General features: G+C 42.5%; 26 protein-coding genes and 1 riboswitch. Of the genes, 5 read left to right on the forward strand and 21 right to left on the reverse strand.

Annotation, left to right across the window (positions count from 1 at the left end; genetic code table 11):
- The 8 genes from egtB to ACSBL2_RS18450 all read right to left on the reverse strand — a co-directional run bounded on the left by egtB (position 1) and on the right by ACSBL2_RS18450 (position 8,786).
- The gene (gene egtB, locus ACSBL2_RS18415) at positions 1 to 1,152 is read right to left on the reverse strand and encodes an ergothioneine biosynthesis protein EgtB (RefSeq protein WP_442588021.1); all 1,152 of its coding nucleotides are present in this window, start codon (positions 1,150 to 1,152) and stop codon (positions 1 to 3) included.
- A gap of 1 nt (position 1,153) precedes the next feature.
- Entirely contained in the window at positions 1,154 to 2,722 is a 1,569-nt protein-coding gene (locus tag ACSBL2_RS18420; protein ID WP_442588022.1) for an ABC transporter permease/substrate-binding protein, read from the reverse strand.
- Positions 2,723 to 3,736: an ABC transporter ATP-binding protein gene (locus ACSBL2_RS18425; RefSeq protein ID WP_442588023.1), complete on the reverse strand. Its 1,014-nt coding sequence runs from the start codon at positions 3,734 to 3,736 to the stop codon at positions 2,723 to 2,725.
- Entirely contained in the window at positions 3,737 to 5,119 is a 1,383-nt protein-coding gene (locus tag ACSBL2_RS18430; protein WP_442588024.1) for a mercuric reductase, read from the reverse strand.
- Position 5,120: 1 nt separating this feature from the next.
- A complete protein-coding gene (locus ACSBL2_RS18435) occupies positions 5,121 to 5,402 on the reverse strand; it encodes a DUF427 domain-containing protein (protein WP_442588025.1) in 282 nt (93 codons plus the stop codon).
- A 270-nt stretch (positions 5,403 to 5,672) separates the two neighbouring features.
- The gene (locus ACSBL2_RS18440; protein ID WP_442588026.1) at positions 5,673 to 6,251 is read right to left on the reverse strand and encodes a helix-turn-helix domain-containing protein; all 579 of its coding nucleotides are present in this window, start codon (positions 6,249 to 6,251) and stop codon (positions 5,673 to 5,675) included.
- 2 nt (positions 6,252 to 6,253) lie between these two features.
- Positions 6,254 to 6,466 (reverse strand): heavy-metal-associated domain-containing protein, encoded by a 213-nt coding sequence (locus ACSBL2_RS18445; protein ID WP_442588027.1) that lies wholly within the window; start codon positions 6,464 to 6,466, stop codon positions 6,254 to 6,256.
- An 85-nt stretch (positions 6,467 to 6,551) separates the two neighbouring features.
- On the reverse strand, positions 6,552 to 8,786 hold the full coding sequence (locus ACSBL2_RS18450) for a heavy metal translocating P-type ATPase (protein ID WP_442588028.1): 2,235 nt from the start codon (positions 8,784 to 8,786) through the stop codon (positions 6,552 to 6,554).
- Positions 8,787 to 8,930: 144 nt separating this feature from the next.
- Between ACSBL2_RS18450 and ACSBL2_RS18455 the strand changes: the two genes are divergently transcribed.
- Positions 8,931 to 9,218: a hypothetical protein gene (locus tag ACSBL2_RS18455; protein ID WP_442588029.1), complete on the forward strand. Its 288-nt coding sequence runs from the start codon at positions 8,931 to 8,933 to the stop codon at positions 9,216 to 9,218.
- 81 nt (positions 9,219 to 9,299) lie between these two features.
- Here the strand turns inward: ACSBL2_RS18455 and ACSBL2_RS18460 are convergent, their stop codons facing one another.
- From ACSBL2_RS18460 to ACSBL2_RS18475, 4 genes are all read right to left on the reverse strand, one after another.
- Complete coding sequence (locus ACSBL2_RS18460; protein ID WP_442588030.1) at positions 9,300 to 10,241, reverse strand: PKD domain-containing protein; 942 nt, start codon at positions 10,239 to 10,241, stop codon at positions 9,300 to 9,302.
- Between the two features lie 51 nt (positions 10,242 to 10,292).
- Complete coding sequence (locus tag ACSBL2_RS18465; protein WP_442588031.1) at positions 10,293 to 11,426, reverse strand: YncE family protein; 1,134 nt, start codon at positions 11,424 to 11,426, stop codon at positions 10,293 to 10,295.
- Positions 11,427 to 11,429: 3 nt separating this feature from the next.
- On the reverse strand, positions 11,430 to 13,463 hold the full coding sequence (locus ACSBL2_RS18470; protein ID WP_442588032.1) for a TonB-dependent receptor: 2,034 nt from the start codon (positions 13,461 to 13,463) through the stop codon (positions 11,430 to 11,432).
- A gap of 95 nt (positions 13,464 to 13,558) precedes the next feature.
- A riboswitch (cobalamin riboswitch) is annotated at positions 13,559 to 13,751 on the reverse strand.
- A 162-nt stretch (positions 13,752 to 13,913) separates the two neighbouring features.
- Entirely contained in the window at positions 13,914 to 14,795 is an 882-nt protein-coding gene (locus ACSBL2_RS18475) for a polyphosphate kinase 2 family protein (RefSeq protein ID WP_442588033.1), read from the reverse strand.
- Between the two features lie 117 nt (positions 14,796 to 14,912).
- On the opposite strand from ACSBL2_RS18475, the gene ACSBL2_RS18480 reads away from it, so the two are divergent.
- Entirely contained in the window at positions 14,913 to 17,357 is a 2,445-nt protein-coding gene (locus ACSBL2_RS18480) for a penicillin-binding protein 1A (protein ID WP_442588034.1), read from the forward strand.
- Between the two features lie 177 nt (positions 17,358 to 17,534).
- Here the strand turns inward: ACSBL2_RS18480 and ACSBL2_RS18485 are convergent, their stop codons facing one another.
- The 3 genes from ACSBL2_RS18485 to ACSBL2_RS18495 form a co-directional block, all read right to left on the reverse strand.
- Complete coding sequence (locus ACSBL2_RS18485; protein WP_442588035.1) at positions 17,535 to 17,804, reverse strand: hypothetical protein; 270 nt, start codon at positions 17,802 to 17,804, stop codon at positions 17,535 to 17,537.
- Positions 17,805 to 17,829: 25 nt separating this feature from the next.
- Positions 17,830 to 18,573, reverse strand: a complete 744-nt coding sequence (locus ACSBL2_RS18490; protein WP_442588036.1) for a GIN domain-containing protein — start codon at positions 18,571 to 18,573, stop codon at positions 17,830 to 17,832.
- Positions 18,574 to 18,814: 241 nt separating this feature from the next.
- On the reverse strand, positions 18,815 to 19,204 hold the full coding sequence (locus tag ACSBL2_RS18495) for a DUF1398 domain-containing protein (RefSeq protein WP_442588037.1): 390 nt from the start codon (positions 19,202 to 19,204) through the stop codon (positions 18,815 to 18,817).
- Positions 19,205 to 19,373: 169 nt separating this feature from the next.
- On the opposite strand from ACSBL2_RS18495, the gene ACSBL2_RS18500 reads away from it, so the two are divergent.
- Positions 19,374 to 19,820, forward strand: a complete 447-nt coding sequence (locus tag ACSBL2_RS18500) for a MazG-like protein (RefSeq protein WP_442588038.1) — start codon at positions 19,374 to 19,376, stop codon at positions 19,818 to 19,820.
- Between the two features lie 103 nt (positions 19,821 to 19,923).
- On the opposite strand, the gene ACSBL2_RS18505 is transcribed toward ACSBL2_RS18500, so the two are convergent.
- From ACSBL2_RS18505 to ACSBL2_RS18520, 4 genes are all read right to left on the reverse strand, one after another.
- Positions 19,924 to 20,724, reverse strand: a complete 801-nt coding sequence (locus tag ACSBL2_RS18505; protein ID WP_442588039.1) for an SDR family NAD(P)-dependent oxidoreductase — start codon at positions 20,722 to 20,724, stop codon at positions 19,924 to 19,926.
- A gap of 80 nt (positions 20,725 to 20,804) precedes the next feature.
- Positions 20,805 to 21,710 carry a helix-turn-helix domain-containing protein gene (locus ACSBL2_RS18510; protein WP_442588040.1) on the reverse strand — a complete coding sequence of 302 codons (906 nt, stop codon included), beginning with the start codon at positions 21,708 to 21,710 and terminating at the stop codon, positions 20,805 to 20,807.
- Positions 21,711 to 21,904: 194 nt separating this feature from the next.
- Positions 21,905 to 22,324: an ORF6N domain-containing protein gene (locus ACSBL2_RS18515; RefSeq protein ID WP_442588041.1), complete on the reverse strand. Its 420-nt coding sequence runs from the start codon at positions 22,322 to 22,324 to the stop codon at positions 21,905 to 21,907.
- Between the two features lie 51 nt (positions 22,325 to 22,375).
- The gene (locus ACSBL2_RS18520; RefSeq protein WP_442588042.1) at positions 22,376 to 22,726 is read right to left on the reverse strand and encodes a GIY-YIG nuclease family protein; all 351 of its coding nucleotides are present in this window, start codon (positions 22,724 to 22,726) and stop codon (positions 22,376 to 22,378) included.
- A gap of 134 nt (positions 22,727 to 22,860) precedes the next feature.
- On the opposite strand from ACSBL2_RS18520, the gene ACSBL2_RS18525 reads away from it, so the two are divergent.
- Both ACSBL2_RS18525 and ACSBL2_RS18530 read left to right on the forward strand, forming a co-directional pair.
- A complete protein-coding gene (locus tag ACSBL2_RS18525) occupies positions 22,861 to 23,637 on the forward strand; it encodes an XRE family transcriptional regulator (RefSeq protein WP_442588043.1) in 777 nt (258 codons plus the stop codon).
- 71 nt (positions 23,638 to 23,708) lie between these two features.
- Positions 23,709 to 24,101: a hypothetical protein gene (locus ACSBL2_RS18530; protein ID WP_442588044.1), complete on the forward strand. Its 393-nt coding sequence runs from the start codon at positions 23,709 to 23,711 to the stop codon at positions 24,099 to 24,101.
- 90 nt (positions 24,102 to 24,191) lie between these two features.
- Here ACSBL2_RS18530 and rplT read toward each other — a convergent pair whose 3' ends face one another.
- On the reverse strand, positions 24,192 to 24,536 hold the full coding sequence (gene rplT / locus ACSBL2_RS18535) for a 50S ribosomal protein L20 (RefSeq protein ID WP_442588045.1): 345 nt from the start codon (positions 24,534 to 24,536) through the stop codon (positions 24,192 to 24,194).
- Between the two features lie 74 nt (positions 24,537 to 24,610).
- On the reverse strand, positions 24,611 to 24,811 hold the full coding sequence (gene rpmI, locus ACSBL2_RS18540; protein ID WP_041887185.1) for a 50S ribosomal protein L35: 201 nt from the start codon (positions 24,809 to 24,811) through the stop codon (positions 24,611 to 24,613).
- Positions 24,812 to 24,817 lie beyond the last annotated feature (6 nt).

Raw genomic sequence — 24,817 nt, forward strand, 5'->3', positions numbered from 1 at the left:
TTATTTGGCCAGTCTGATGCCGCTGAACATCCAGCGCAGGTTAGGGTGGAAAAAATTTCGGTAAGTAGGCCTGCTGTGGTTTGCCGGCGTGGCTACCGATGCGCCACGCAAGACTTTCTGGTTGACCATGAACTTGCCATTATATTCACCAAGCGCGCCTGCGGCCTTGGAAAAACCAGGATAAGGAAGGTACGCACTTTCTGTCCACTCCCACAATTTTCCCCAGCTAAACTTCGGGGAGGCCACCTCCCATTCAAATTCTGTGGGCAGGCGCATTCCTTTCCACTGTGCAAATGCTGCAGCTTCATAATAACTGATGTGAATGACTGGCTCTTCAGGTCGTATAATTTCCAATCCGGAAAGGCTATAGCGTTGCCACTCCCCTGATATGGCATACCAGTATAATGGTGCTTTTACCGTATTTGCGCTAATCCAGTCCCATGCCTCAGCATGCCAAAGGTTGAAATCTGTGTATCCTCCGGCAGCAATAAATTCCATATACTCCGCATTCGTCACCAGGTTGGTGGAAATACTGAAGTCCTGGATATAGGTTTGATGCCGCCCAAGTTCGTTGTCAAAATGAAATCCGGCACCATCGTGCCCTACCTCATACACACCCGCCATGATGGAAATCCAGCTTTCAGGCGTGGTATTTCCAATTTCCCCTTCTATCGTAATTGGCGCATATTCAGGAAAAAGAGGATTGTGCCCAAGGATATATTTGATATCATACCATAACAATTCCTGGTGTTGCTGTTCATGGTTTAAGCCCAGTTCCAGTAGCTCGGCGACTTCAGCACTCACTTCAGCTTCCAGAAACTTTTCCATTGCCTCATCTACATAGCTACGGTACTGAAAAACCTCATCCACCGTGGGCCGGCTTAAGTTACCCCGGTCGGTTCGGATGACCCTTGCCCCTACATTTTCATAATAGCTGTTAAATACATAATTGTAATTCTCATTAAAAGCTTCGTAACCTGCAGCACGCGGGATCAGGATGAAGGTCTCGAAAAACCACGTAGTATGGCCGAGATGCCATTTCGGTGGACTCACATCAACCACAGGCTGTACCACGTAGTCTTCTTTTTCCAGTTTTGAACAGATCAGCAAGCTATGCTTCCTGACTGCGGAGTATTGCTCCCAGAATGACATATTAATTTTTATTTAGATGGTAAGTTAAGTCTGTTATAGATTCGATGTGCAAACTCTGTGCCTGTTCTCTCCGCATCATCAGGGCATACGCATTATTAAAGCCGATAGGTTTCAGCCATTTCATCTGATATTTCCGGCCGAATTCCCTGCTCACATAGTGGTACACTTCTCCGGTATTGCCGTTCAGGCGTTTAATGGTTTCTTCCCCAGGCTGCAGCAGCACCAGAAATCCGGTTCCCGTATATTCGGGATAAAAATCAATCTGGTGGTTGTTCAGTGCATCGAAGCATATTTTCGTTCCTCCAAGACCTGTTTTTGTCTCTACATCCAAATTGGAATTCCCCCTGATCAGAATTTTATACAGCTGTACGAGGATATATTGTTCGCCAAAAATCTTTGAGCCGATGCGGATCTTTTCCCTCCCAGCCGGAAGATATGGACGGTACAAACCCCGCGAGACCATGAAATCCATGGCCACCTTTTCCGGACTCTCCTTCAGCTGGTCCACCTTGTAATTCAATGCAGTCATGGTAGAATCGTTGATCTGTCCTGACAGTTGGTTTAGGATACCCTCCAGTTCCGGATGGGCATCCAACACATCTTGCCTAACCACGGGTGCGGCGTAATAAGGCGGAAAGATATGTCGGTCGTCCTTAAGTGTAACCAGGTCATACGCTTTTAAACGCCCATCCGTACTGTAACCGCTGATGACATCGAGTTTTCGCTCGAAAGCAGCTTTATACATGACCGCATCGCTGATGACCACCGTTTCAATCCCCAGCCGGTAAATCTTTTTCAAGCCCAGGTACCCATCTTCACGCCCCATAAATTCAGGTGTAAATCCACCCAGCATCCTCCCCCCAATCTGCGTAGGCAACAAATAGAAGGAACTCAGGCTAACTAGCAGAAAAGGCAAAATGACATAGGTTAACCGGATACTTTTCAAATTGATTTGCTGTACCCGGGAGAGCAAAAAATCGAGAAGGATGGCCAGTAATGCTGCTGGAATTGCACCGGCAAGGATCATATTTGAATTGTTCAAGGCAATGCCTCCGAAAATAAATTCTCCCAGTCCTCCTGCCGCAATGTACGCGGCCAGCGTGGCCACCCCAACGTTAATCACCGCGGCAGTCCTGATTCCAGCCATCAAAACAGGGAAAGCAAGGGGAAATTCTACCCTTGTGAGTATTTGCCATTTGCTCATGCCCATCCCTCTTGCGGCATCAACCACTGCCGGATTAACCTCGGTAATACCGGTAAATGTATTTCTGATGATGGGCAACAGGGCATATAGAAAAAGTGCAAGAATTGCAGGCTTCGGCCCGATGCCGAGAAAGGGGATCATTACACCCAGCAGGGCAATACTGGGGATAGTTTGTAAGATACCAGCAAACCCAAGTACCCAGGCAGATAATTTTTTCCTTCGGGCAATAAGGATGCCTGCCGGAACAGCAATAATCAGTGCCAGGATTAAGGAAATTAAGGTTAAGCCGACATGTGCCCAGGTCTGGCTCCACAGTTTATCAGATTGCTGGCTGACGAATGTCCAGAAACTTTGTGTCTGCTCCATTTAAATACTTTTGAGTGTATTATTGCCACCTTTAGGGGAATTTCCTGCCACAGAACCAGGACTGCCGACAGGCCTGTTCAGCTTACTTTTGTAACTGCCGAAGGCCCGCATCAGGTTTTCCAGTGCTTCAGGATCGGTACCCTGTGGATGTTGCAACAACTGGTCCATGCTGTCCCATACCGAAAGGTGCCCCAGGTTCTCTGTGGTATCACCACTTTGTACACCGGTAGGTATATTTTCCACCGTTAAGTCAGCAAAAACTTCATTCAGCTTTACAGACTTCAGTTCCAGCTGTAGACGTTGTTCCTTAAAAAATTCCGCTACAAAATGATTTTCAGGATGAAAGAGCAGCTCTTCGGGTGTTCCGATCTGTTTAATTTCACCATGGTCCATGAGACAGATCCTATCTCCCATTTCAAAGGCCTCCTGCACATCATGTGTAACCATAATGATCGTTTTTTTCAACAGTTCATCCATCTGCCGGAATTCTTTACGGATAGCTGCCCGGGTGATGTTATCCAGTGCCCCAAAAGGTTCGTCCATGAGCAATAAGGGTGGATTAACCATTAATGACCTGATTACACCTACCCGCTGTTGCTGCCCCCCACTTAAAGCAGAAGGATACTGGTCGGACAGTTCCGGATCAAGATTTAGCTTTTCAAATAATTCTGCCGATCTTTTTTCAATCTCCGCATGCCCCCACTTCAGCAGCCGCGGAACGATAGCCACATTTTCTGCAACGGTATAATGGGGGAACAGACCATGGTGCTGTAATACATAACCAATTCCCCGTCTCAATTCTTCTGGTCGCTGTTTACTGCTATCTTGTCCATTGAGATACACCCTTCCGGAATCAGGTTCTGTTAACCTGTTGATCATCCTTAAAGTCGTTGTCTTTCCACAACCACTGGTTCCCAGCAAAATAAGGTTCTCGCCTTGTTCCACTTCAAAGCTGATGTCATTCACCGCAATGGAGCTTCCGAACTTCTTGATCAGGTTTTCTACTTTAATCATTTAGGCAATAGACATGAATAAATTATTGAGTGACTCCGCATAAAGCGGATGGGCAAAAATGGCAAATCTTATTTCTTCAAACGTCACCTTGCCCATCATGGCCATCTGAAGCACAGTCATAATTTCTCCTCCCTGCTCGCCAATGATCGTGGCACCGAGTATTTGTTTACTTTTTTTATCCACCACGGCTTTCATAAAACCCCTGGTCTCTGCCGTTTCAATGGCACGTGCAACATTTTTCATCGGAATTTTTGCGACCAGGTAATCGATTCCCTGTTCTTTAGCTTCCGTTTCTGTGATCCCTATTCGTCCCACCTGGGGGTCAGTAAAAATACAATAAGGCACCATTCTGCCTTTGGTGCTCAATGTCGTGTTTTCAATGATATTATTGGTCACCACGATATGATCATTGTATGAAATATGTGTAAATGCAGGCCCACCTTTCACATCTCCGAGAGCATAAACATTTTTAGCCGTGGTTTCCAGAAATTCATTCACTGTGATGTGTCCCTCATCATCACATTTGATAGTGGTATTTTCAAGTCCCAGGGCAACCGTCTGTGGTTTTCTGCCCAGGGCGAGCAGGACATGACTGCAATGGTGTTTAACCGTCTTTCCTTTTTCAATAACTGTTACCTCAATTTCGCCGTTTGCCTGCTGACTGAATTTCTTTGCTTCCGCCGCTGTAAAGATTTCAATACCATCTTCCCTGAAGATTTCTGTCATCACTTCACAGACATCATCGTCTTCTCTTGGCATCAGGTGTGGTCCGCGTTCCAACAGTGTTACTTTTGAGCCAAAACGGGCGAACATCTGTGCAAATTCAAGACCAATATATCCCCCGCCGACAATCACGAGGTGTTCAGGAATTTCTTTTAATTCAAGAATCGTTGTCGAGGTTAAATAGTCAATTTCAGTGATGCCTTCAATCTCAGGAATTAAGGGACTTGCACCAGTATTGATAAAAATACGTTTAGCTGAATAATTCTCAAAGCTTCCATCTTTACCATTCACATAGAGGGTATTGTCGTTAACAAACTTTGCTTCCCCATAAACGAGGGTAAGGTTTTCTGTTTTCTCCACTCCGGCCGTAGCTCCTTCACGGAATTGTGTAACGATCTCCGTTTTACGGGCCATAATGGTCTTGAAATTCACTTCAAAGGAAGGAATCTCTATTCCCAGCTCCTCACTTCGTCCTGCCAGCCAGGCCATACGCGCGGAGGCAACCATTGCTTTTGTCGGGGTACAACCGTCGTTTATACAGGTACCACCCACTACTCTTTTTTCAATAAGGGCCGTTTTCAAACCTGACATCGCCAGTTTTTTTGCCAGTGGTACGCCTGCCTGACCTGCACCAATTACAATTGCATCAAATTCTTTCATTTTATCCAGTAATTTCTACACCTTTCCAGAAGGCTACATGATTTTTAATTTCTTTAGCTGCTGCTTTGGGCTCAGGGTAATACCATGCGGCATCAGCATTCTCTTTCCCCTTTACAGTGATAGAATAATATGATGCCAAACCTTTCCATGGACAGATTGTCTGTTTTTCAGAAGGACTGAAATAGACTTTGTTTAAAGAGTGCTCAGGGAAGTAGTGGTTATTTTCCACGACTATGGTTTCATCGCTTTCGGCAAGCACTTCTCCGTTGTAAATTGCTTTCATGTGATCTAATTATTCAGGTAAATCCCGGGGGACAATGCAACAATAACAATCGGAAAGTCAAAACGGATATTTTTTTTTTAAAGAATGTGCTTTTTTTAGAAAAAAGACGGAGAGAATATCAAATTATGACTGCAACAAGGTTATTATCCGGCGGCATCAGAAAAAACAAATGAGCTCCTATACCATAAAACCCGTTACAACATACCTTAGCAGATTCATTGTAACGGGCAGTTGATTGGCATGAATTAATGATGTTTTCAGAACAGGTTTTTATTCCTGAGCAGGACTAATCTGGTCGAGTGGTCTTCTGTTGACAGCAGTCCCTTGTTTATACTTGCTTGGTGAAATCCCAGTTACCGATTTAAACTGGGTAGAGAGATGGGCACTGCTGCTATATCCCATTTTAAAGGCAATTTCATTAAGGTTAAGCTCTCCATATTCCAGCAGTTCCTTCACCTTTTCAATCTTTTGCTGAATGACATATTTTTCAATAGTAATCCCTTCTGCATCTGAAAATAACCGGCTCAGGTAACTATACTCCTTATTCAGCTGATCTGCAATAACACTCATTAAACTCTGTTTCAGCGTATTCAGGTCAGAATAATGCACCAGGTTAATCACGCTGGTTTTGACTTGTTCCACCAGCTTATCTTTTTCCCTGTCAATCAGCTCAAAACCCAATACCTCAAAAGCAGAGGATATGTCCTGGAGTTGATGCTGATCAGGATCGGGATGGATTTTTACGGTACCCAGTGAGATTTCATCGGTCACAAAGCCCAGATTGCCCAATTGCTGTTTCACGATGAGAATACAGCGGTCGCATACCATATTTTTTACATAAAGCTGCATGATCAGATCCGTTCTGCCTTGTAACCGGCTTTAGCCAGCGCATCTACAATCTGTTCGCTTAATGAAGCGGTATCGCCTTCTGCGGTCAGGACTTTATCGGCCACCAGGGTATCAACTTCCCATTTCTTCAAACCGGTTAAACCTTCTAAATGTGGTGTTACGGTAGCAATACATGCACCGCACTTGATATTCGTTTTAAATTTTAATGTTTGCATTTGTATCATTTTAAATTATTCTTTCCTTCAGGCGATCCGATCACCGCAATGGATTCCGGCGATACCGGAATACAAGTATACCGGATTAGCTGATTTTTTTCCATTTCAGACGTAAACTGTTACTTACCACAGACACAGAGCTCAAAGCCATTGCCGCTCCGGCAATCATGGGATTCAACAGGAATCCGTTCACCGGGTAAAGTATTCCTGCCGCCAGTGGTATCCCGATCAGGTTATAAATAAAAGCCCAGAACAGGTTTTGCCTGATCGTATTCACCGTCCACTTCGACAATTGCAATGCTTTGGAAACCTGCTGCAGGTCGGACGATATCAGGGTAATCCCCGCCACATCAATAGCAATATCCGAACCCTTACCCATTGCAATAGAAACATCAGCTTGTGCCAGCGCAAGACTATCATTGATTCCGTCTCCTATCATCGCCACCGTTTTTTTGCCGGCCTGCAGATTTTTAATAAACGCCGCTTTATCTTCAGGAAGTACTTCCGCTTTGTAATTTTTTATGCCCGCCTGCTTCGCAATTGCCGCCGCAGTAAAGGCATTATCTCCCGTTAACATATAGACCTCAACCCCCTGTTTTTCCAGTGCAGCAACTGCCGCTGCAGAGCCACTTTTGATCTCATCTGCAATGGCTGCGACAGCAAATATTTCTTTCTCCGAGCCGAAACAGATCACGGTTTTTGCCTCCTCCTGTTTTTGTTCCATAAAAGCGGATAATTCGGCGCATAACTTCAGGTTATGAGCTGACATCAGTTTCATATTACCCGCATAATAGCTTATCCCATCAATAGAAGCAGCAAGACCTCCACCTGTAACACTTTCAAAATCAGATACATTCAAAGATTCACTATTGTTATACTTTAGATAAGAAACTACCGCTTCAGCCAATGGGTGTTCTGATCGCTGTTCCATTGACATCAAGATACCCGATAAATAACTGAGATTTTTCTGCGCATTTTCAGACCATAAAAGATCAGTGACCACAGGTTTCCCCTGGGTAATCGTACCTGTCTTATCGAGCACAACCACATTCACTTGATGGCCGGATTCCAGGGCTTCTGCATCTTTGATCAATATACCGTTTTCAGCACCTTTTCCTATACCCACCATAATAGCTGTTGGGGTAGCCAGGCCAAGTGCACAGGGACAGGCAATGACCAGCACAGTAACCATGGCCAGCAAGCCCTGACTCAGTTTGTATTCCCCTCCGAAAAGCAACCATATGCCAAGGGTAAGTACAGCAATGAACAGCACCACCGGAACAAATATTGCAGCAATTTTATCTACCAGCTTTTGGACAGGCGCTTTAGAACCCTGAGCTTCCTGAACCTGCTGGATGATCCTGGCCAACAGGGTAGCCCCACCAACTTTCTCTGCCCTGAATTTGAAACTTCCCTTCTGATTGATGGTTCCGGAAAACACCTTTTGTCCCGGTCCTTTTGCAACCGCAACAGGCTCCCCGCTGAGCATACTTTCATCGACATATGACTGTCCCTCATCAATCTCACCATCAACAGGTATTCTTTCCCCGGAACGTACCAGCAGGCGGTCGCCGACCTGCACATCGGCAATAGTAATCTCACGCTCTCCGCTTTCAGTTATCAGCATAACAGTTTTTGGCTGCAGCCCAATCAGTTTTTTTATGGCGGAAGAGGTATTTGACTTGGCATTTTCCTCCAGTAATTTTCCCAGCATGATGAAAACAATCACCACCGCTGATGCTTCATAATATACATGGGGATGGAGGCCTTTACTGTGCCAGAACTCAGGATAAAAAGTATTGAACAAACTGAATAAAAAAGCAATTCCCGTACTCAGGGCCACCAGGCTATCCATATTTGCACGGCCATGTCTGGCCTGCCTGAATGCATTGATGAAGAAGTTTTTACCAAATACAAAAAGCACCGGAACAGTTAAAGCCAGCATATAATAATTGGCATAAGGCATATCCATAAAGAACATTCCTATCACCACCACCGGCAAGGTCAGTACTGATGCTAATACCATTCTCTTTTTCAAAGCCTTGTAATGACTTCCCTGAACCATTTCCTGCTGCTCTTTCCCGTTCACTTCATCGAGAATAAGGTCGTATCCGGCAGATTGCAGGGCCAGCTGAAACTGCTGGGGTTGTATCTTTCCAGGTTCAAAAATCACTTTGACCTGTTGTGTGGCATAATTTACTTCGGCACTTTCTATTCCCTGCTGTACGCCAAGAACGGCCTGTACACTGGAAGCACATCCTGCACAGGACATCCCTAAAACGGGGAGGGTAATGGTTTGAAGTTTCTGTGTAGCTGACATAACGTTTATTTCTTCCCCAAAGATAACCTATACCCCGCCCAAAGATTTACATGATTTTGTGATAAAATTCTATAATTCCGGGACAAAATCAGCCCATGAAAAATACCTTTCAAACATTTTCCCTTCCTGCTGGTTTTAGGCGGTATGAAAGCATTCAATATTAAGATCGGTTATGGTGACAATGAAGTCACCCTCACTATCCTTCCGACCGAAGAAGGCTATTACAAAGTGATTTATTATGGCGGGATATTAGGTGCCGTACGCCAGGATAAACAGCTGGAAAACTGGGAACAGGTACCTGATGAAGAGGTCATTGCAGGCGACTTGCCCCTGTATAAGCATGACCTAACGGCTGATCGCCTGGATGTGGTCCTTGATGAAAATACTGTACATCGTATCGGAGAAGAAATACTTGGAGAGCACCATGGATAGTGAAAAGCAATAAAATGCCCCCTTTGCAGGCTGCAAAAGGGGCTTAAAACAGCCCAAAGGCTGCATTTATTCTAATGTAATTTATTTCGACATGCTTAAATCTACCGCACCTCTTACTTCAGTAGAAATCTCTCCGAAAGAAGCATTTCCAGGTTCATTCTGGGCAGTATATACTTTAACAAAATCAATGGTGTTCAGGACAACCTGTTTACCATTTTTATTCACTGCCCAGTCAATATCAAATGAATTGAAACCGTTTGTAGCATAATCATCTCCGGTGGACAGGTTATCGGCATAACCCCATGACAATGCCGCTGATGTACCGGAAGCGAAAGTAGACCTTACGCGGGTTCCTGTAAATGAAATGCTGTCCTGATTTGCAGCGAATAATGGATAGTAATTATGGGTATGCCATCTGTTTATCGGCACTACACCATTTTTTCCCTGATTATCCTTCCATGGTACATCCAGAGTACCCTTCGGATTATAATAGGTAATCCTGTAATTTTTAATTGTTGTAGGCGCGTTATACTCGCTTCCGGCAAGTTCATACCATTCATCATCCGGCAAACCGTTGCCATTATTATCCTGGCTGACCATTACCGTCCCAGGTTCAGACCATCCTGGAATAGGATTGCCATGGATCCCAAGATCCGCCCCCGGCTTGTTAACTATAGAGTGGTCAAAACCGAAAACGATAAAACCTCCGAAGCTTCCTAAAGATACGAGCTTGTTAATGCCGCCAACAATCGCCTGTGCAGCTTCAGGACTTCCAACATTTATTTCATTGATAAACTGTGCGGGAGCCGGTTGATAGTCGAATACCTTGCTGATAAACTTACTGCTTGTTGGCGTTACGGGGATAATAGGGGCAACACCAATGCTTCCGATTGCCGGACGGATACCGTTGTCTTTGTTACACCCTGTGAACAGGACAGCACTACTTAGTGCAATGAGGAGTGAAGCGCTTAATTTAATTTGTGGTAACAATTGTAACTTGCTTTTTTGTACGAATCTTAACATGCGGTGATTTAAAATATAAGTTTGTGTGTAATTGAATATAGAAGGTGCTGATTAATAAAAGAAAGCAAAATGACCTGGGATATCCCCGGTTTCTAATTTATATTTCATCTTTCCAGAGGAGTTGAAGCAATATAACCATCCCGGCGAGGAATAATCGGTCGCATCAGCAAGGAATACATCTTTGGTATATGGGTTAATTGTGATCCCATATGGAGCCATGATTGAACTCTCCGTGCCGTCTGTTATATACTTACGATCGGTTAACACCTCATCCTTTATGTTCAGAACCCCAAAAGTCAAATCAGATTTGCCCGTAGTATAGTTATAAGAAGAACCATAGAAATAGGCATAATCATCATCAATTACAAAATCACTTACAACCAGGTCAAATGATTTTTTAACCACATCTGTTTGTGTGTTGATCACATAAAGCTTAGGAGTAATATCTGCATAGTTACCTCTTGCAGTAACATACAGATCACCATATTTATCCAGTTTCATGAGATGAAGATTAATATCTACGTCGATATTTTTCAGGAAAGTGAAGCTGTTTAAATTGATTACAGACACCGTTCTCTCGTAATCGGGGCTGCTGTATCCACCTGAATTTGCGACGTACAGCTTATCCCCTACTACAGCCATCTGTTCTGGCTGTCGCCCTACATTTATTCTTTGTATTTCATTAAGGCCAGCCGTATCAATTTCTGCGACAATACCGTTAGCCACAGATTCACCAACCCCTCCAAGGTAAGCACTTACATATCCTTTTCCATTATGGAAAGTAATATAACGACAGTTTGTGATATTGATCTGTGAAATACGTTTACCGGTTTTAACATCCATGACTTCAACCTTGTTGGAAGCATTTACTACAACGTATAGCTTAGAGCCATACACGGCGACATCATTGGCGACATCCCCAAGACCATTGACCACTTCCGGATTTGCGGTATTATAAATATTTTTACGGTATACCCCTGCGCGGAAGTCCAGGTAATCTACTGAAGCCTTATTTGAATTCATATTGCCCTCATTGGCGACAAAAAGTCCTTTAATCACGCTTGACGGGTCTGCGGTAAGTTCCTGCTTTTGCTCTGGTACAGGAGCTTCATCCTTTCGGCAGGATACAATGGAGGCTGACACTAAAAGAGCCAGCAATAAACGGTTAAAATTGTTTGTTTTCATTTTTTAAAGTGTATAAGATAGCGTGAAACGATAAGAACGCTCTGGCATCGGGAAATTCCTGATGATGTCGTTGTACTGATTAAAGAGGTTATTGATTTCTGCCGAAAGCCGGAAGCTGTTCCTGTTAATTTTCTGGGTGTAATGCAATGCAATATCATGGGTATACCATGGCTGGAGGTGGTTATAAACGTTATTAGCACTTTGATCGTAGCGCTCGCCGGCATAAATAAAACTATAATTCATTGTAAAATCTCTCCAGCTTGCCCCCGTCATGAAAGAGCCGCTATGTACAGGGATATAAGGGATCTGATTTCTATAGTTCAAATTCTCATTCGTTACATTCAACGCCTGCTGATACGTATAATTGATTCCTGTAGTTAATCCAACTGCATCAGACAGTTGCCATACGGTTTGCACATTGATATCGAGTCCCTTAATTTCTACCAGACCTATATTTTGCATACTCCACCTGAAAAGATTGGCACCAGGTACAGCCACAATCTTATCTTTAACCTTATTGAAATAACCATCAGCCTGTACCGAGATCTGTCTAAGCAGCTGCTCTTCGAATACTTTGATATAAGTTATACCAAAATCGTACTGATTCGTGTATTCTGGTCTCAGAATCGTATTTCCTATCCCGGTATAATACAGATCATTAAAGGTCGGCATTCTGAAAATATCTTTATAAAAAGCGCGCAGTCTCAGCTCCTTTAAGGCGAAAGGCTGCCAGGAAACCATTATAGTGGGGGTTAATTCCCTTTTATTCCTGGCAGCATAGTTTTGTTTGACCTGATCATTTACATAGGTTCCCAACAGGTTCGCCTGGATATCCAGACGTTCAAAATGAAACTGTGTGGCCAGTACTCCAAAAAAAGTATTTCTCGTGGGATAAGAAAATCTATCCAGGTTGGCATCTAAAGTATTGCGCTGATAATCTGTCGAGAAAACCATATCCCAAAAGCCATTGATTGTATACTTATTGCTTAGCGTAACATATAATTCCCTTTGCTTAAATACATTACGCAATGCCCCTGTGGTTTTAATAAAATCGGGATCCAGGTATTCGGAATAATCATCGGCATATTTAACCGCGGCCATGATGTTGTACCTTCCTTTTTCCTTCTTATAAGTCGACTGAAGAAATAAGTTCCTATTCCACAATCGCTGGCTAAAGCTATACCTGTTAGATACAATGGCACCAGGGAGTCCCTGTTCATCGTTATAATAGTATACTTTTGCTGTCCAGACACTACTATCTGCAAATACTCCATGCAATGCCCCTTCCAACCTGATGCTTTCGATATCGGCATTGGTTCTTACCACTGTAGTATCATAAATACCATTGGTATCCCTGAATTTGTAACGGCCATGGGAATTTTTATATTCCGTACTAAAAGAGGCATTCAGCCGGTTATTAATTTTCCGCTGCCAGAGTACCGAAGGATTAAGGAGTCCGAAAGAACCCGTTTTAAAAGCAACCCTGATATGGTTATGCTCGCCTTTTTCAAAAGAAGGCTGTTTTGCATTCAGATACAAGGAACTTCCTGAAGCAAAACCTTTTGCAGACTGAAAGATTTGACTTTTTTGTCCGTTATACAATTCTATTTCTTCAATATTATCCAAGGAAAATTTACCAAGATCTACCTGTCCATTTTGCGCATTTCCCAGCTGTACCCCATCATAAAATACAGCTGTATGGTTGGTTCCCATACTTCTTACATTGATCGTTTTCAGTCCGCCAATCCCTCCATAATCTTTTAACTGTACGCCGGAGAAAAAGCGTATCGCATCGGCCACAGAGAGACTGTTTACCCTCTCCAGTTCTTTACCCGACAGGATTTGTAAAGGAGTAGCCGAAAGCTGACGCCGGCTCAGTTTGATAATCCTGATTTCCACCTCTTTCAACTCCTGTGCCTTCGTCAGCGAGTCTGTCTGAGCAGATATAGAAAAGGGCATGGCGACCCCAAGCCACACTGCAGCTGGAAATATATAATAATTGAAAATGCCATTAAAGGCAAATTTGCGTCTTATCATCTTTGTTGTGAGGGTTACCCACAGCAAACAGCAGATCAAGGAAATGATTACGTCAATAAATAGCACTCACTCCTAGCTTCAATCCCCGAAAGCTATGAAATATTAGGCTAGAGGCAGGTCTTCTGACTTACTCCCGGAGATCCTGCCTTCACTTTTTCTCAAAAATTGGCTTGACTTGAATTCCGTTATGGAGCTTACAGCTGCGGGACAGTTACGGATTTTCACCGTATTCCCTTTTAATCCTGATAGAAATTAGGTCCATCAGGAACCAAAAGCAATGCAAAGTTATCAATTTTATCCTGATCACAATATTTTCTATGCGTTATATGATATTCCTGAATTGTTTAACTATGGATATTGCACCACAAAGCTATTCAGCACGTGGGTTAATCGTTCAATCACCATTCAAATAAAAGGAAAAATCGCTTGTAACCTGAGATGAAACCGCAGTTAAACTTCCTTCATCAATTTAACTTTATACTTATCCAGCATTTCAGCCTCCTCCTTTGGCAAAACAGGGTATTGGAGTTGAAGACCGGCAAATGCCTGCTCAATAACCTGACTAATGACCAGCCGGGCATACCATTTTTTATCGGCCGGAATGATGTACCAGGGTGCTTTCTCAGTTGAGGTTTCATTGATCGCCTCTTCGTAAGCGGTCATGTATTGTGGAAACAACTCCCTCTCGGTAAGATCTGCCGCAGAAAACTTCCAGTTTTTAGCAGGGTCATTGATCCTGTCCAGAAACCTGGCTTTCTGTTTATCTTCAGAAACATACAGGAAGAATTTAAGGATAATGGTTCCGTTATCTGTCAAGTGTTTCTCGAAATTACGGATGCTTTCATACCTGCTGTCCCAGAAGGACGGTCCAATATCCTTCACTTTATTATATCCTGGAATCCTTTCATTCAGCACATATTCAGGATGTACTTTACAAACAAGCACATTCTCGTAATGCGACCGGTTGTGGATCCCTATCCTGCCTCTCTGGGGCAATGCCAGATAATGCCTCCATAGAAAATCATGTGCATACTCATTTGAGGTTGGTGTTTTGAAACTAAATACCTGGCAACCCTGGGGATTTAACCCAGACATCACATGCGAAATGGCACTGTCCTTTCCTCCGGCATCCATTGCCTGGAATAAAATCAGCAGTGAATGTGCATTTTCAGCATATAAGGTCTCCTGGTAACTGCTTAGTTTCTGCTTGATTTCCTGAAGAGCGAGCTTCCCCTCTTCTTTCTTTAAATCACCATGGTATCCCGTACTAAAATCTTTAAGCTTTACTTTTCCACCTGGTGTTGCCCTGTATTGCGTTGTTTCTTTTTTCATATAGGATAAGGTATTTTTTCTGCCGCTGAAACTTTAGTGATTAATTTGCGTTAATTTGCAGTCTATTTTTTAACACGATTTTTGTACAAACTGTTTTACCTTACCTGATATCAACACATGTTTAGAGAAATTCATAATAAATACCTCCGTTATCTCTGCGTATTTATTTTTTGTATTATCATTTTCTTCTGCGCACTTCAAGTAAACTTCTTATGGCTGTTTGGATATTCTCCTTCCAACCGTGACATTCATATGCCCACGCTAAGAGTAGGATCCGAGTTGTATACTTCCGATGGAAAACTGATCGGCAGATATTATAAAGAGAACCGCACGCCAGTGGATTTTAAACAGATTTCACCAAGTGTCATCAATGCCCTGGTGGCCACCGAGGATGCCCGTTTTTACAGTCATATGGGAATTGATTTCCGTTCCTTGCTGTCCAGTGGTATATCTACCGCCACGGGAGATAAACGTGGGGGAAGTACAATTACCCAGCAGCTGGCAAAAAATCTGTACAGAACAAGGTACAATAAGTCTCAGGGACTGATCAAATATGTACCTGTAGCCCGTACCATCGTTTCAAAACTTAAGGAATGGATGACCGCAGTAAAACTGGAGTCCAACTATTCAAAAAATGAGATTATCACCATGTACCTGAATACCGTTTCCTTCGGGAATAATACTTACGGTATAAAAACAGCGGCAAGGATATATTTTGACAGAGAGACCGATTCACTTTCTGTTCCTGAATCAGCCTTGCTGGTCGGTATGCTGAAAGGAACGACAACCTACAATCCTATCCGCAATCCGGAAAGAGCATTGGAACGACGTAATGTTGCCTTGTCCCAAATGAGTAAATATGGGTATATCAGCTCAGCAGAGATGATTACGTATAAAAACACCCCACTGAACCTCAGGGAAGGAAGGGTGGATGAAGGCAGCGATGGCGATTCCTATTTAAGGGCCGCCGTTTCCAGATACCTGGAAAAATGGTGTGAGAAAAATGGATACGACCTCTATACAGATGGTTTGAAGATTTACACTACGATTGATTCAAAACTGCAGAAATATGCTGAAGAGGCAGTAGCGGAACAAATGAAGATTATCCAGAAGCGTTTCTATAATGTCTGGGGCAATGAAGACCCATGGCAGGACTCAGAACGCAAGAAAGTAGATTACCCGGATCGTGCCATGCGCAACCTGCCGGTATATGCAATGCTGAAGAAAAAATACCCCAATGATCCGGATTCCGTTACGGCATATTTCAATAAGAAGAAAAAGATGAAGATTTTTTCGTGGAAAGGTGACCGGGATACCTTGTTTTCAACGATGGACTCTATCCGTTATTATGGTAAGATCATGAATACGGGTATGATGACCCTGGATCCCTTTAATGGAAAAATTAAAGTCTGGGTGGGCGGTATTGATCATAAATTCTTCAAATATGACCACGTTAACCAGGCTAAACGCCAGGCAGGTTCCACTTTTAAGCCTTTCGCTTATCTCGCGGCATTCGAAAGTGGGATGAGCCCTTGTGATACCTTTACCGATAAACCTGTACGCATCAAGTATGAGGAAAACGGGAAGACAGAATACTGGGAGCCAAGAAATGCAGATTGGAACACCACTTACAGGGAAATGTCGCTTCGTGCTGCTATGGGAAAATCGGTTAATACGGTCACTGCACAAGTGACAGAAAAGGTAGGATGGGATAATGTAGTGAAATGGGCACATGAATGTGGTATTGATAGCCATTTGCAGTCGGTGCCTTCAGTGAGCCTGGGTCCAAATGATGTGTCTGTTTTTGAAATGGTGAGGGCCTATGGCACTTTCCTTAATCAGGGGGTAAGAACAGATCCGATCCTCGTGGAGAAAGTCACGGACCAGGATGACAACGTAATTGAAGATTTTGTAGCCAAGACAAAAAGGGTACTTTCTGAAGAGATCGCCTGGTTAATGTTATACATGTTTAGGGGAGGAATGGAAGAACCTGGAGGAACATCAAGGGCCTTATGGGAATGGGACTTATGGAAGAAGAACAATCAGATTGGTGGAAAGACAGGCACCTCATCAGATTATGTGGATGCCTGGTACATGGGTATCACCAAAGATCTGGTTACAGGGGTCTGGGTGGGCTGCGATGAGCGTTCTGCACACTTTAACAATGGAGAAACCGGCGAAGGATCACGTACTGCCCTTCCCATCTTTGCTAAATTTATGGAGAAGGTTTACCATGATGAAAGTACAGGTTATACTTACGGGCCTTTTCCAAAGGCAACAGTACCTATTACCAGGAGTATCAACTGCCCTACCCCGGTATATGTAGCAGATACTACTGAAACGGACAGCCTGGCAACCGATTCCCTTGCCATAGATAGCACGGATGTTTCGCCACAACCAGTGATTCAGGAAGAAGTGAAAAAAGCCGAGGAGAAAAAACCAGCCGAGACACCTAAGCAACTGGCCCCTGCTCCTTTGACCAGAAAGGAAGAACGCGAACTGCGGAGGAAGCAAAAACAGGAAGAAAAGGAACGGAAGAAAAAGGAGAATAATACGAAATAAAAATCCTCCTGTAGCGCGGAAAAACCTAGGTAAATAAGGGTTTATATTGGTAAAAAGCCCTTGAAATGAATTGCCCCCAAAAGTTAGATACGATTTGGGGGCTTTTTTATTCATCAAATTTTCAACCACTCCATTCCAGCAGTCTCCCCTGTTTTGATGACAATGATCTGATGGTGTTTAATCTTCTTCCTCTTCCAAATAGATGTCATGGACCAGGAACTTCACCTGTTTCAACGGCTCCAGCAATTCATAGATGTCGTCAGAACCAATCGGATAGATCGTCTCGTCTGAATCGGGGATCTCGGAATCCGGGATGAGTTCAAAAAATTTCACTGGCAAATCACTTTCCAGTTCCACCAGCTTGATATATTTTACCCCATTATCTTTCCAGTTCTCCAGAATTTCGGCATTAAACTGATGGTAAGGGTTGCTATTTTCTTGTTGCATAGGGCGAAGTTAATGTTTAATCTGGCTAATCGATTTTGGTAATGGCTACTTTCCCGACACTGATCCCTTTTGATATTTGCGGATCTCCCTTGTAAGCAACCTTTGCTTCCCCGAAAGAAGTTACCTTGAGCTGATCAGAGACATTTAATTTTAACTTCGCTTCTCCATAGAGCGTAGCCCTGGTAATTTTGTTATTGATCTGAACGGCATTGATCTCGCTCGCCCCATAGGCGGTAAATTTCTGTTCTGTAATTTCTCCCGACTTTAATTCGAGGGAACTTTCCCCATAAATAGTGGTACGCATCTCTTTTAACTTCAGTTCATCAAAATAAATGGTTGAGGCACCATAAACGGTCAACCCAAAACTATCTTGCTCCAGCTTACTTTTCAATGAGATCGTTTCCTCTCCACGTACCGAAAGATCTTCCAGGGTTTTATACGTAATGGCAAGGGTCAGCACCGTACCGGTATAGAGCGATTTTTTGGTCTTCTGTCCTTTTTCTTTCTTTTCATTACCGGTAATCTCCTTCGCTCCTTCCAGATAAACCCTCAGTACCCTGCCTTTGGATTCGATATGAACCTTACTCCTGTCTACTGTAGAATTTTGTATCGTCACCGTCTCCTGGTCCCCTTTCGTAAAAGTAACCTGCACATGCGGACTGACCGTTACTTTTTCAAATGGTTCTACTTTAACAAGCTCCTGGGCCATCAGGCTTTGTAAGCTGGTTAAAATGAATGCTGCAGTAAAAAGGATAGTTCTCTTCATCATATGATTTATAAGGTTAATAATTGACATGGCATATGGGTGTGTAGACATGATCTGAAAACTGGCAGCGCTCTGCCAGTTCCTGTAAAATGACAGTCCCCTTGAAAAATTCCCACAAAATAGTATTTTTATTTTACTAAAAACGAAGCTAAAGGCAGCATAAAAATGCCAATCGTCCTATTCTGGTGATTTTAACCTGCCCTTAAAGTTGAAAAGAACCTGAAACAAAGATATCCCTCCTGGTTTATTCGGGAATTTGTTCGACCAGCACTGCGGTGCCGGACCTGTCATAATAGGTGCAAGTCATCTGATAGAGGCATACAATCCATTTTTCAATACCAGTTTCTGCACAATGAGTACAGAAAGTATAATAATCCGTCTCCCCTTTCTGGTGGGCTTTCAGGTAACTATAGAATTTTGAACGGTCACTATCTCCTGCAATGAACAGCTTTTCATATTGAGGAGCTGATGCTGTCTGGAATACATCTTTGCCATAATAGGTGGTATGGCTATCTGACACCCAGGTTTCAAAAGCGACGACACCCATCTGCTTGATCTCCTGAATATATGCAGGAAAATCAGCACCAGATTTAACCTGCTGATGCGCCTGCTCAATTTCTGCTACGGTAAACATTTTTTGTGTATTAGCTATTAAAAAATCACCTCAAAAAGTCATACCTATTCCATGCAATGGAACAGGTATGACCCATTGTTATTTCCATACAAATGTAAAACAACTTTACCAATAGTGCTATAGGTAATCAACAGCAGCCCTTTCCTCTCAAATACCATCAGCAAACAATATGTATTTTTCAGCTATCCGCGGCAGAAGCCTTATATTTATCGGAGGAAGATTCGATTTCCCCTTCAAAGTGGATAAAATAGCTTTTGAAAGGAGATTCAATACATTAAATAAAGTAATGATGAGCACAACTAATTTTGACGAAATCATTCGTCGTTCCCTGGAACTGAGAAAAGAATACCATCAGCTGGAGGTTCAGCACCATGGTACCGAATGGACCGTAGAAGAAGATGCATTGGCCTACCTGACCGATGCAGGACTGGTTGGTAGAAACATTATGTCGCAACAGGGACGATGGCCTAAAGCAAATTCAGCATCCGAATTGGAACATAAACTTGGTGAAAACATCTGGTGGTTAATTGTACTGGCAGAAAGATCAGGTATTGACATTAAAGAAGCCATTGAAAATTTCCTCGGTAAAACCGAAAAATTAGTACACAAATCCTGATTTTCTAATTAAAGACGATAATGATATCAGTAAACCTGGACAGGGAAGACCCTGTCCAGGTTTACTGAGCTTGACCAAAAAAGTCTTTAAGGTTATTGACTCTCTACAGGTTCATTCCACCCGAAACTTCAATTCTCTGAGCATTCACCCATTTTGCATCGTCTGAACACAAGAAGGCAACTACACTTCCGATATCATCCGGCTGCCCGATACGGCCCAATGCAGTAATGCTACCGATATGTTCCTGCACCTGTTGGTTTTCTTTCAGTGCCCCGCCTCCAAAATCAGTTGCAATTGCCCCTGGAGCGACTACATTCACCCGTATTTTTCTGCCTCCAAGTTCCTTTGCCTGATACTTGGTCAGCGTTTCTATAGCCCCTTTCATCGCAGCATAAGCTGCATATCCCGGCATTGAAAACCTAGCCAGTCCCGTGGAGATGTTAACAATCCCACCACCATCGGCCAGCAATGGCAATGCTTTCTGCGTCAGGAAGAAAACACCTTTAAACTGAATGTTCATCAATGTATCAAACTGTTCTTCTGTAGTCTCAGCAAATAAACTATTGATTCCAATCCCAGCATTGTTAACCAGGTAATCAAAACTGTCCCTTCCGAATGTTTCGGCCAAAACAAACGATACCCGCTCAAAAAAGGCAGCAAAACTTTTTGTATTTCCTGCATCCAGTTGCAGAGCTACTGCCTGCTGCCCCAGCTGTTTAATAGCTGAGACCACTTCTTCAGCTTCTTCCTTTTGATTGTGATAAGTCAACAGTATCGCTACGCCTTTTTTGGCAAGGCTAATCGCCATATTTTTCCCGAGTCCCCGGCTTCCACCGGTAACCAATGCGATCTTATATTGTCCTTTTTCATTTGCTGTGAATTCCATCATGTTTTCTCTTTTCATATTGTCGTACAAATATGGGACAGAAAAGAACAAGGCAGTTTGCAAACATCAATCCATTGTTTGTAAAATTCAATCACAGCTCAGGAACGGAATGCAAGTGGGGAAAGAGAAGCTTCTTTCCTGAAGAAGTTGGAGAAATGGGCTACTTCCTCAAATCCCAGACAATAGGCTATTTCCGAAACACTCCAGTCTGTCTGCTTTAAAAGAATTTTAGCTTCCTGGATAATCCTGGAGCTGATGAGGGCAGTAGTGGTTTTTCCTGTATGCTCTTTGAGTATTTTATTCAGGTGATTGACATGAACAGATAGGGTCCCGGCATAATCTTTTGCAGTCCTCAACCTGAGCTTCTGATGTGGAGATTCAACAGGAAACTGTCTTTCCAATAATTCTATAAACAATGACGACACCCTTGCCGAAGCAGTATGCTTTGGATATAAAGCAGTTGCAGGCTGAAGTTTCTGCCCGTAATGGATAAGCTCCAGTACATAGTTCCGCAAGAGATCATATTTATAGACATAATCAGAAGACATTTCCTTCATCATCTTCTTAAATACGGCTGCAATTTCCATATGCTGTTCCTCAGAAATCTGGAAGATGGGATACCCACCGGCTTTAAAAATGGGAAGGTCGTCAGGAACGACACCACTCTTTGTCTGCGCAAGGAATTCGTCGGTAAAAATACAGAAAAACCCACCCTGATCCCTATCGTATGGAAGCCAGTGATAAGGAACTTTCGGACTCGCATATAACAGGCCATTCCTCTCAATTTCAATAACTTTATCAGCATATTCTGCCCTGTTGTGTCCGGCGATGAGACTAATTTTATAATATGCCCTTCTGTTATAGGGCATAATAGGTTTATCTCCGTGCCTGGCAATAAGCTCACCGACATCAAAAACATTGAAATGGCCTATTTCCTTGCTGATGTTTTCAGGAACCAATTCGGAAGTTTCCTTATAAAACTCTTCTACAGAAGTAACATTCATAATGTAATAGATTTGCAAAAATCAAATATACACAATTATGCGAACAGGGAATAACCTGGGGGTAAGCAACAGTAATCACCAACCAATAGCATAACACCACAGTCAGGATATCTTGATAGAATCAAAGAGCATAGGTTATTTTTTGCGCTACAAGCATTTCTGTAGTCGAAAAAATTGCACTAATACTCCATTCTTCATTCCAGGCTGATATCGGGATAATGATCGAGTATCTGCCTGATGTGGTAAAAAATGCGTATCACCCTGCAGTTTATTTTGTCTATGTGGTCGCTGGCAATGATGCTGGCCAGCATTGGAATTGCTTTTTCTGTAAAGGCCATACGGACAGTTCTGCCGTTCAGTCTTCTTTTCAGGGCATAATTCTGCTTATATAAGAAATTGAAATCATCAGCATTCAGCGCAAAGATCAGGTCTTCAGCAAAATGGCCGGGGTTCGTCATCACCTCCCCTACCAGCTGATGTGGGGCGATGTGGTATAAACCCGCAAGATCCACATCGATCATGACTTTCTGTCCCCTAACCACATAAATGCAATTCATAATCATTTCATCAGTGATCAATTTATCTTCTCCAATGCTCCCATTCATATTGGTCATCTTCTTTTTAAGAAACATATTCTTTATACACCTCCTGCGGTCAAGGCTTACTCAGGACATGATATTTAAAAACATCTTCACCTGATTCGAGATAGGACGATTAATGGTAATATGCTCAAAGTCCAGTCCGATGGTCAGGTCTACCCAGTCAGGGTTACAGGAACGCACCAGGCGTTCCTTCTGCATTCTTGTAAATCTGCTGACCAGTTTAAAGCGGCTGAGTGCCTGGCTCTCCATTTTAAACTCCTCAAAATAGACCAGACGGGTCAACTGCTGTCCACTATCAAAAAATAAACTTGGCATCTGTTTATAGAATTCAAGTGTCTTAATTAAATCGGAGCTCATGCCCACATGTAAACTCTTACGGTTCCTGTCAGTTACGATGTACACAAATTTTTTCATTGCTTTCAGCTTAAATGGTTACCACTAATTAAATTAGTATATATTTTGGTATAACAAATTAATATTACTAACTTTATTGGTACAATAATACTAACTATTTTAGTAAAAACAAATAATTATATAAAATATATTTTATGTCTAATATATCCGCTAATCTTAAATACCTGAGAAAGAAAAAAGGCCATACACAGCAACAATTTGCTGATTTAATGGGCATTAAACGATCATTGGTTGGTGCATATGAAGAGGACCGTGCCGAACCAAAATACGAATTACTAAAGAAAATAGCAGAATACTACGAATTGACCATGGATGAATTTATCAATGAAGTGATCAACGACAAGTGGAAACCGAAGTTAAAAAGCCAGGGTTCAAATCTCAGGATACTGAGCATCTCGGTAGATCAGGAGAATAATGAAAATATAGAAATGGTTCCGGTGAAGGCAAGTGCTGGTTACCTCAATGGATTTTCCGATCCGGAATATATCAGGGAGCTTCCAAAATTTCAATTGCCACTGCCCACCTTAAAACAAGGTACTTTCAGGGCTTTTGAAATTGTAGGTGATTCCATGTTGCCTATCCAGCCGGGAAGTGTGATCATAGGAGAATATATGGACAACTGGAATGATGTGAAAACTGGGGAGACCTATGTAGTTGTCAGTAAAAATGAAGGTGTAGTCTATAAGAGGGCTGGTAACCGTTTCAAAGAGAATAAGGATTTAAAGCTTGTATCTGACAATAAAATGTACGATCCTTACCTGGTACCTGCTGACGATATCCTTGAAATCTGGAGAGCCAAGGCCTATATCAGTTCAACCCTGCCCGATCCTACCCCAGAACCGACTATTGAAACGCTGACCAATATGATGTCGCAAATGCAGAAGTCATTGTCACAGCTCAATAAAAATTAACATAATTTTAACACTATGACTTTAAACTGTTTGTATCTTTTATCATCTATATCACCAAATAACAAAGAAATATGAAAAAGTTACTATTGACATTGGCCATTGTAGCAGCAGGACTTACTGCTACTTTCGCTCAGGACGGAGCTAAAGCAAAACTTACAGCAGAACAAAAAGCACAAAAAAATACGGATAAACTCCAGCAGGAATTATCCTTGACTGCAGATCAGAAACAGAAGATCTATGCAATAGAGCTCGACAAGGCAAAGAAAACTGAAGAATGGCACAAACAGTCGAAAGATGCCAGAAAAAATGCAAAGGCCCAGCATGATTCCTTTAAAAAAGAAACAGCTGCAAAGGTGGACAAAGTATTAAATGCCGAACAAAAGAAAAAACTGGATGCTTTCCAGGCAGAGAAAAAAGCAAAGAAGGACAAACATAAAGGACATAAAAAAGCAGATAAAGTATAACCGGAATAGGTTATACTTTTATAGCCGAGACCATAAGTACAGCGCAAAAAAAAGGGAGCCATAAGCTCCCCTTTTTTTTGTTATCTATTTCTATTTAACTGTATCAATTACTGCTTTGAAAGCTTCTGGATGATTCATAGCTAAGTCAGCTAAAACTTTACGGTTTAAACCGATGTTTTTGCCTGCTAATTTACCAATCAGCTGAGAGTAAGAAATACCATGTTGACGAGCTCCAGCGTTGATACGTTGAATCCATAATCCACGGAATTCTCTTTTCTTAACTTTACGGTCACGGTATGCATATTGCAAACCTTTTTCAACCGTATTTTTAGCTACAGTGAATACTTTACTTCTTGATCCCCAATAGCCTTTGGCTAAATTTAGGACTTTTTTCCTTCTTCTTCTCGAAGCTACTGCGTTTACCGAACGTGGCATAGTGTTGTTGTTTTTTGATAAACGGTGTTGCGTATTTCAGCAATCTTACTACCGGGTACCTGGTTAAAAATTAATTATTTACCGATTGCTAGCATACGTTTAACGTTGCCCATGTCAGCGGCAGACACCATACTAGTGTGGCCCAAATTACGCTTACGTTTAGTAGACATTTTTGTTAAAATGTGACTTTTGTATGCGTTTTTTCTTGCGATTTTACCTGTTCCAGTAAGCGAAAAACGCTTTTTAGCACTGGAATTGGTTTTCATTTTTGGCATAACCTG

The sequence above is a fragment of the Pedobacter sp. AW31-3R genome, assembly GCF_052180285.1.
In the GTDB taxonomy this organism is placed as follows: domain Bacteria; phylum Bacteroidota; class Bacteroidia; order Sphingobacteriales; family Sphingobacteriaceae; genus Pedobacter.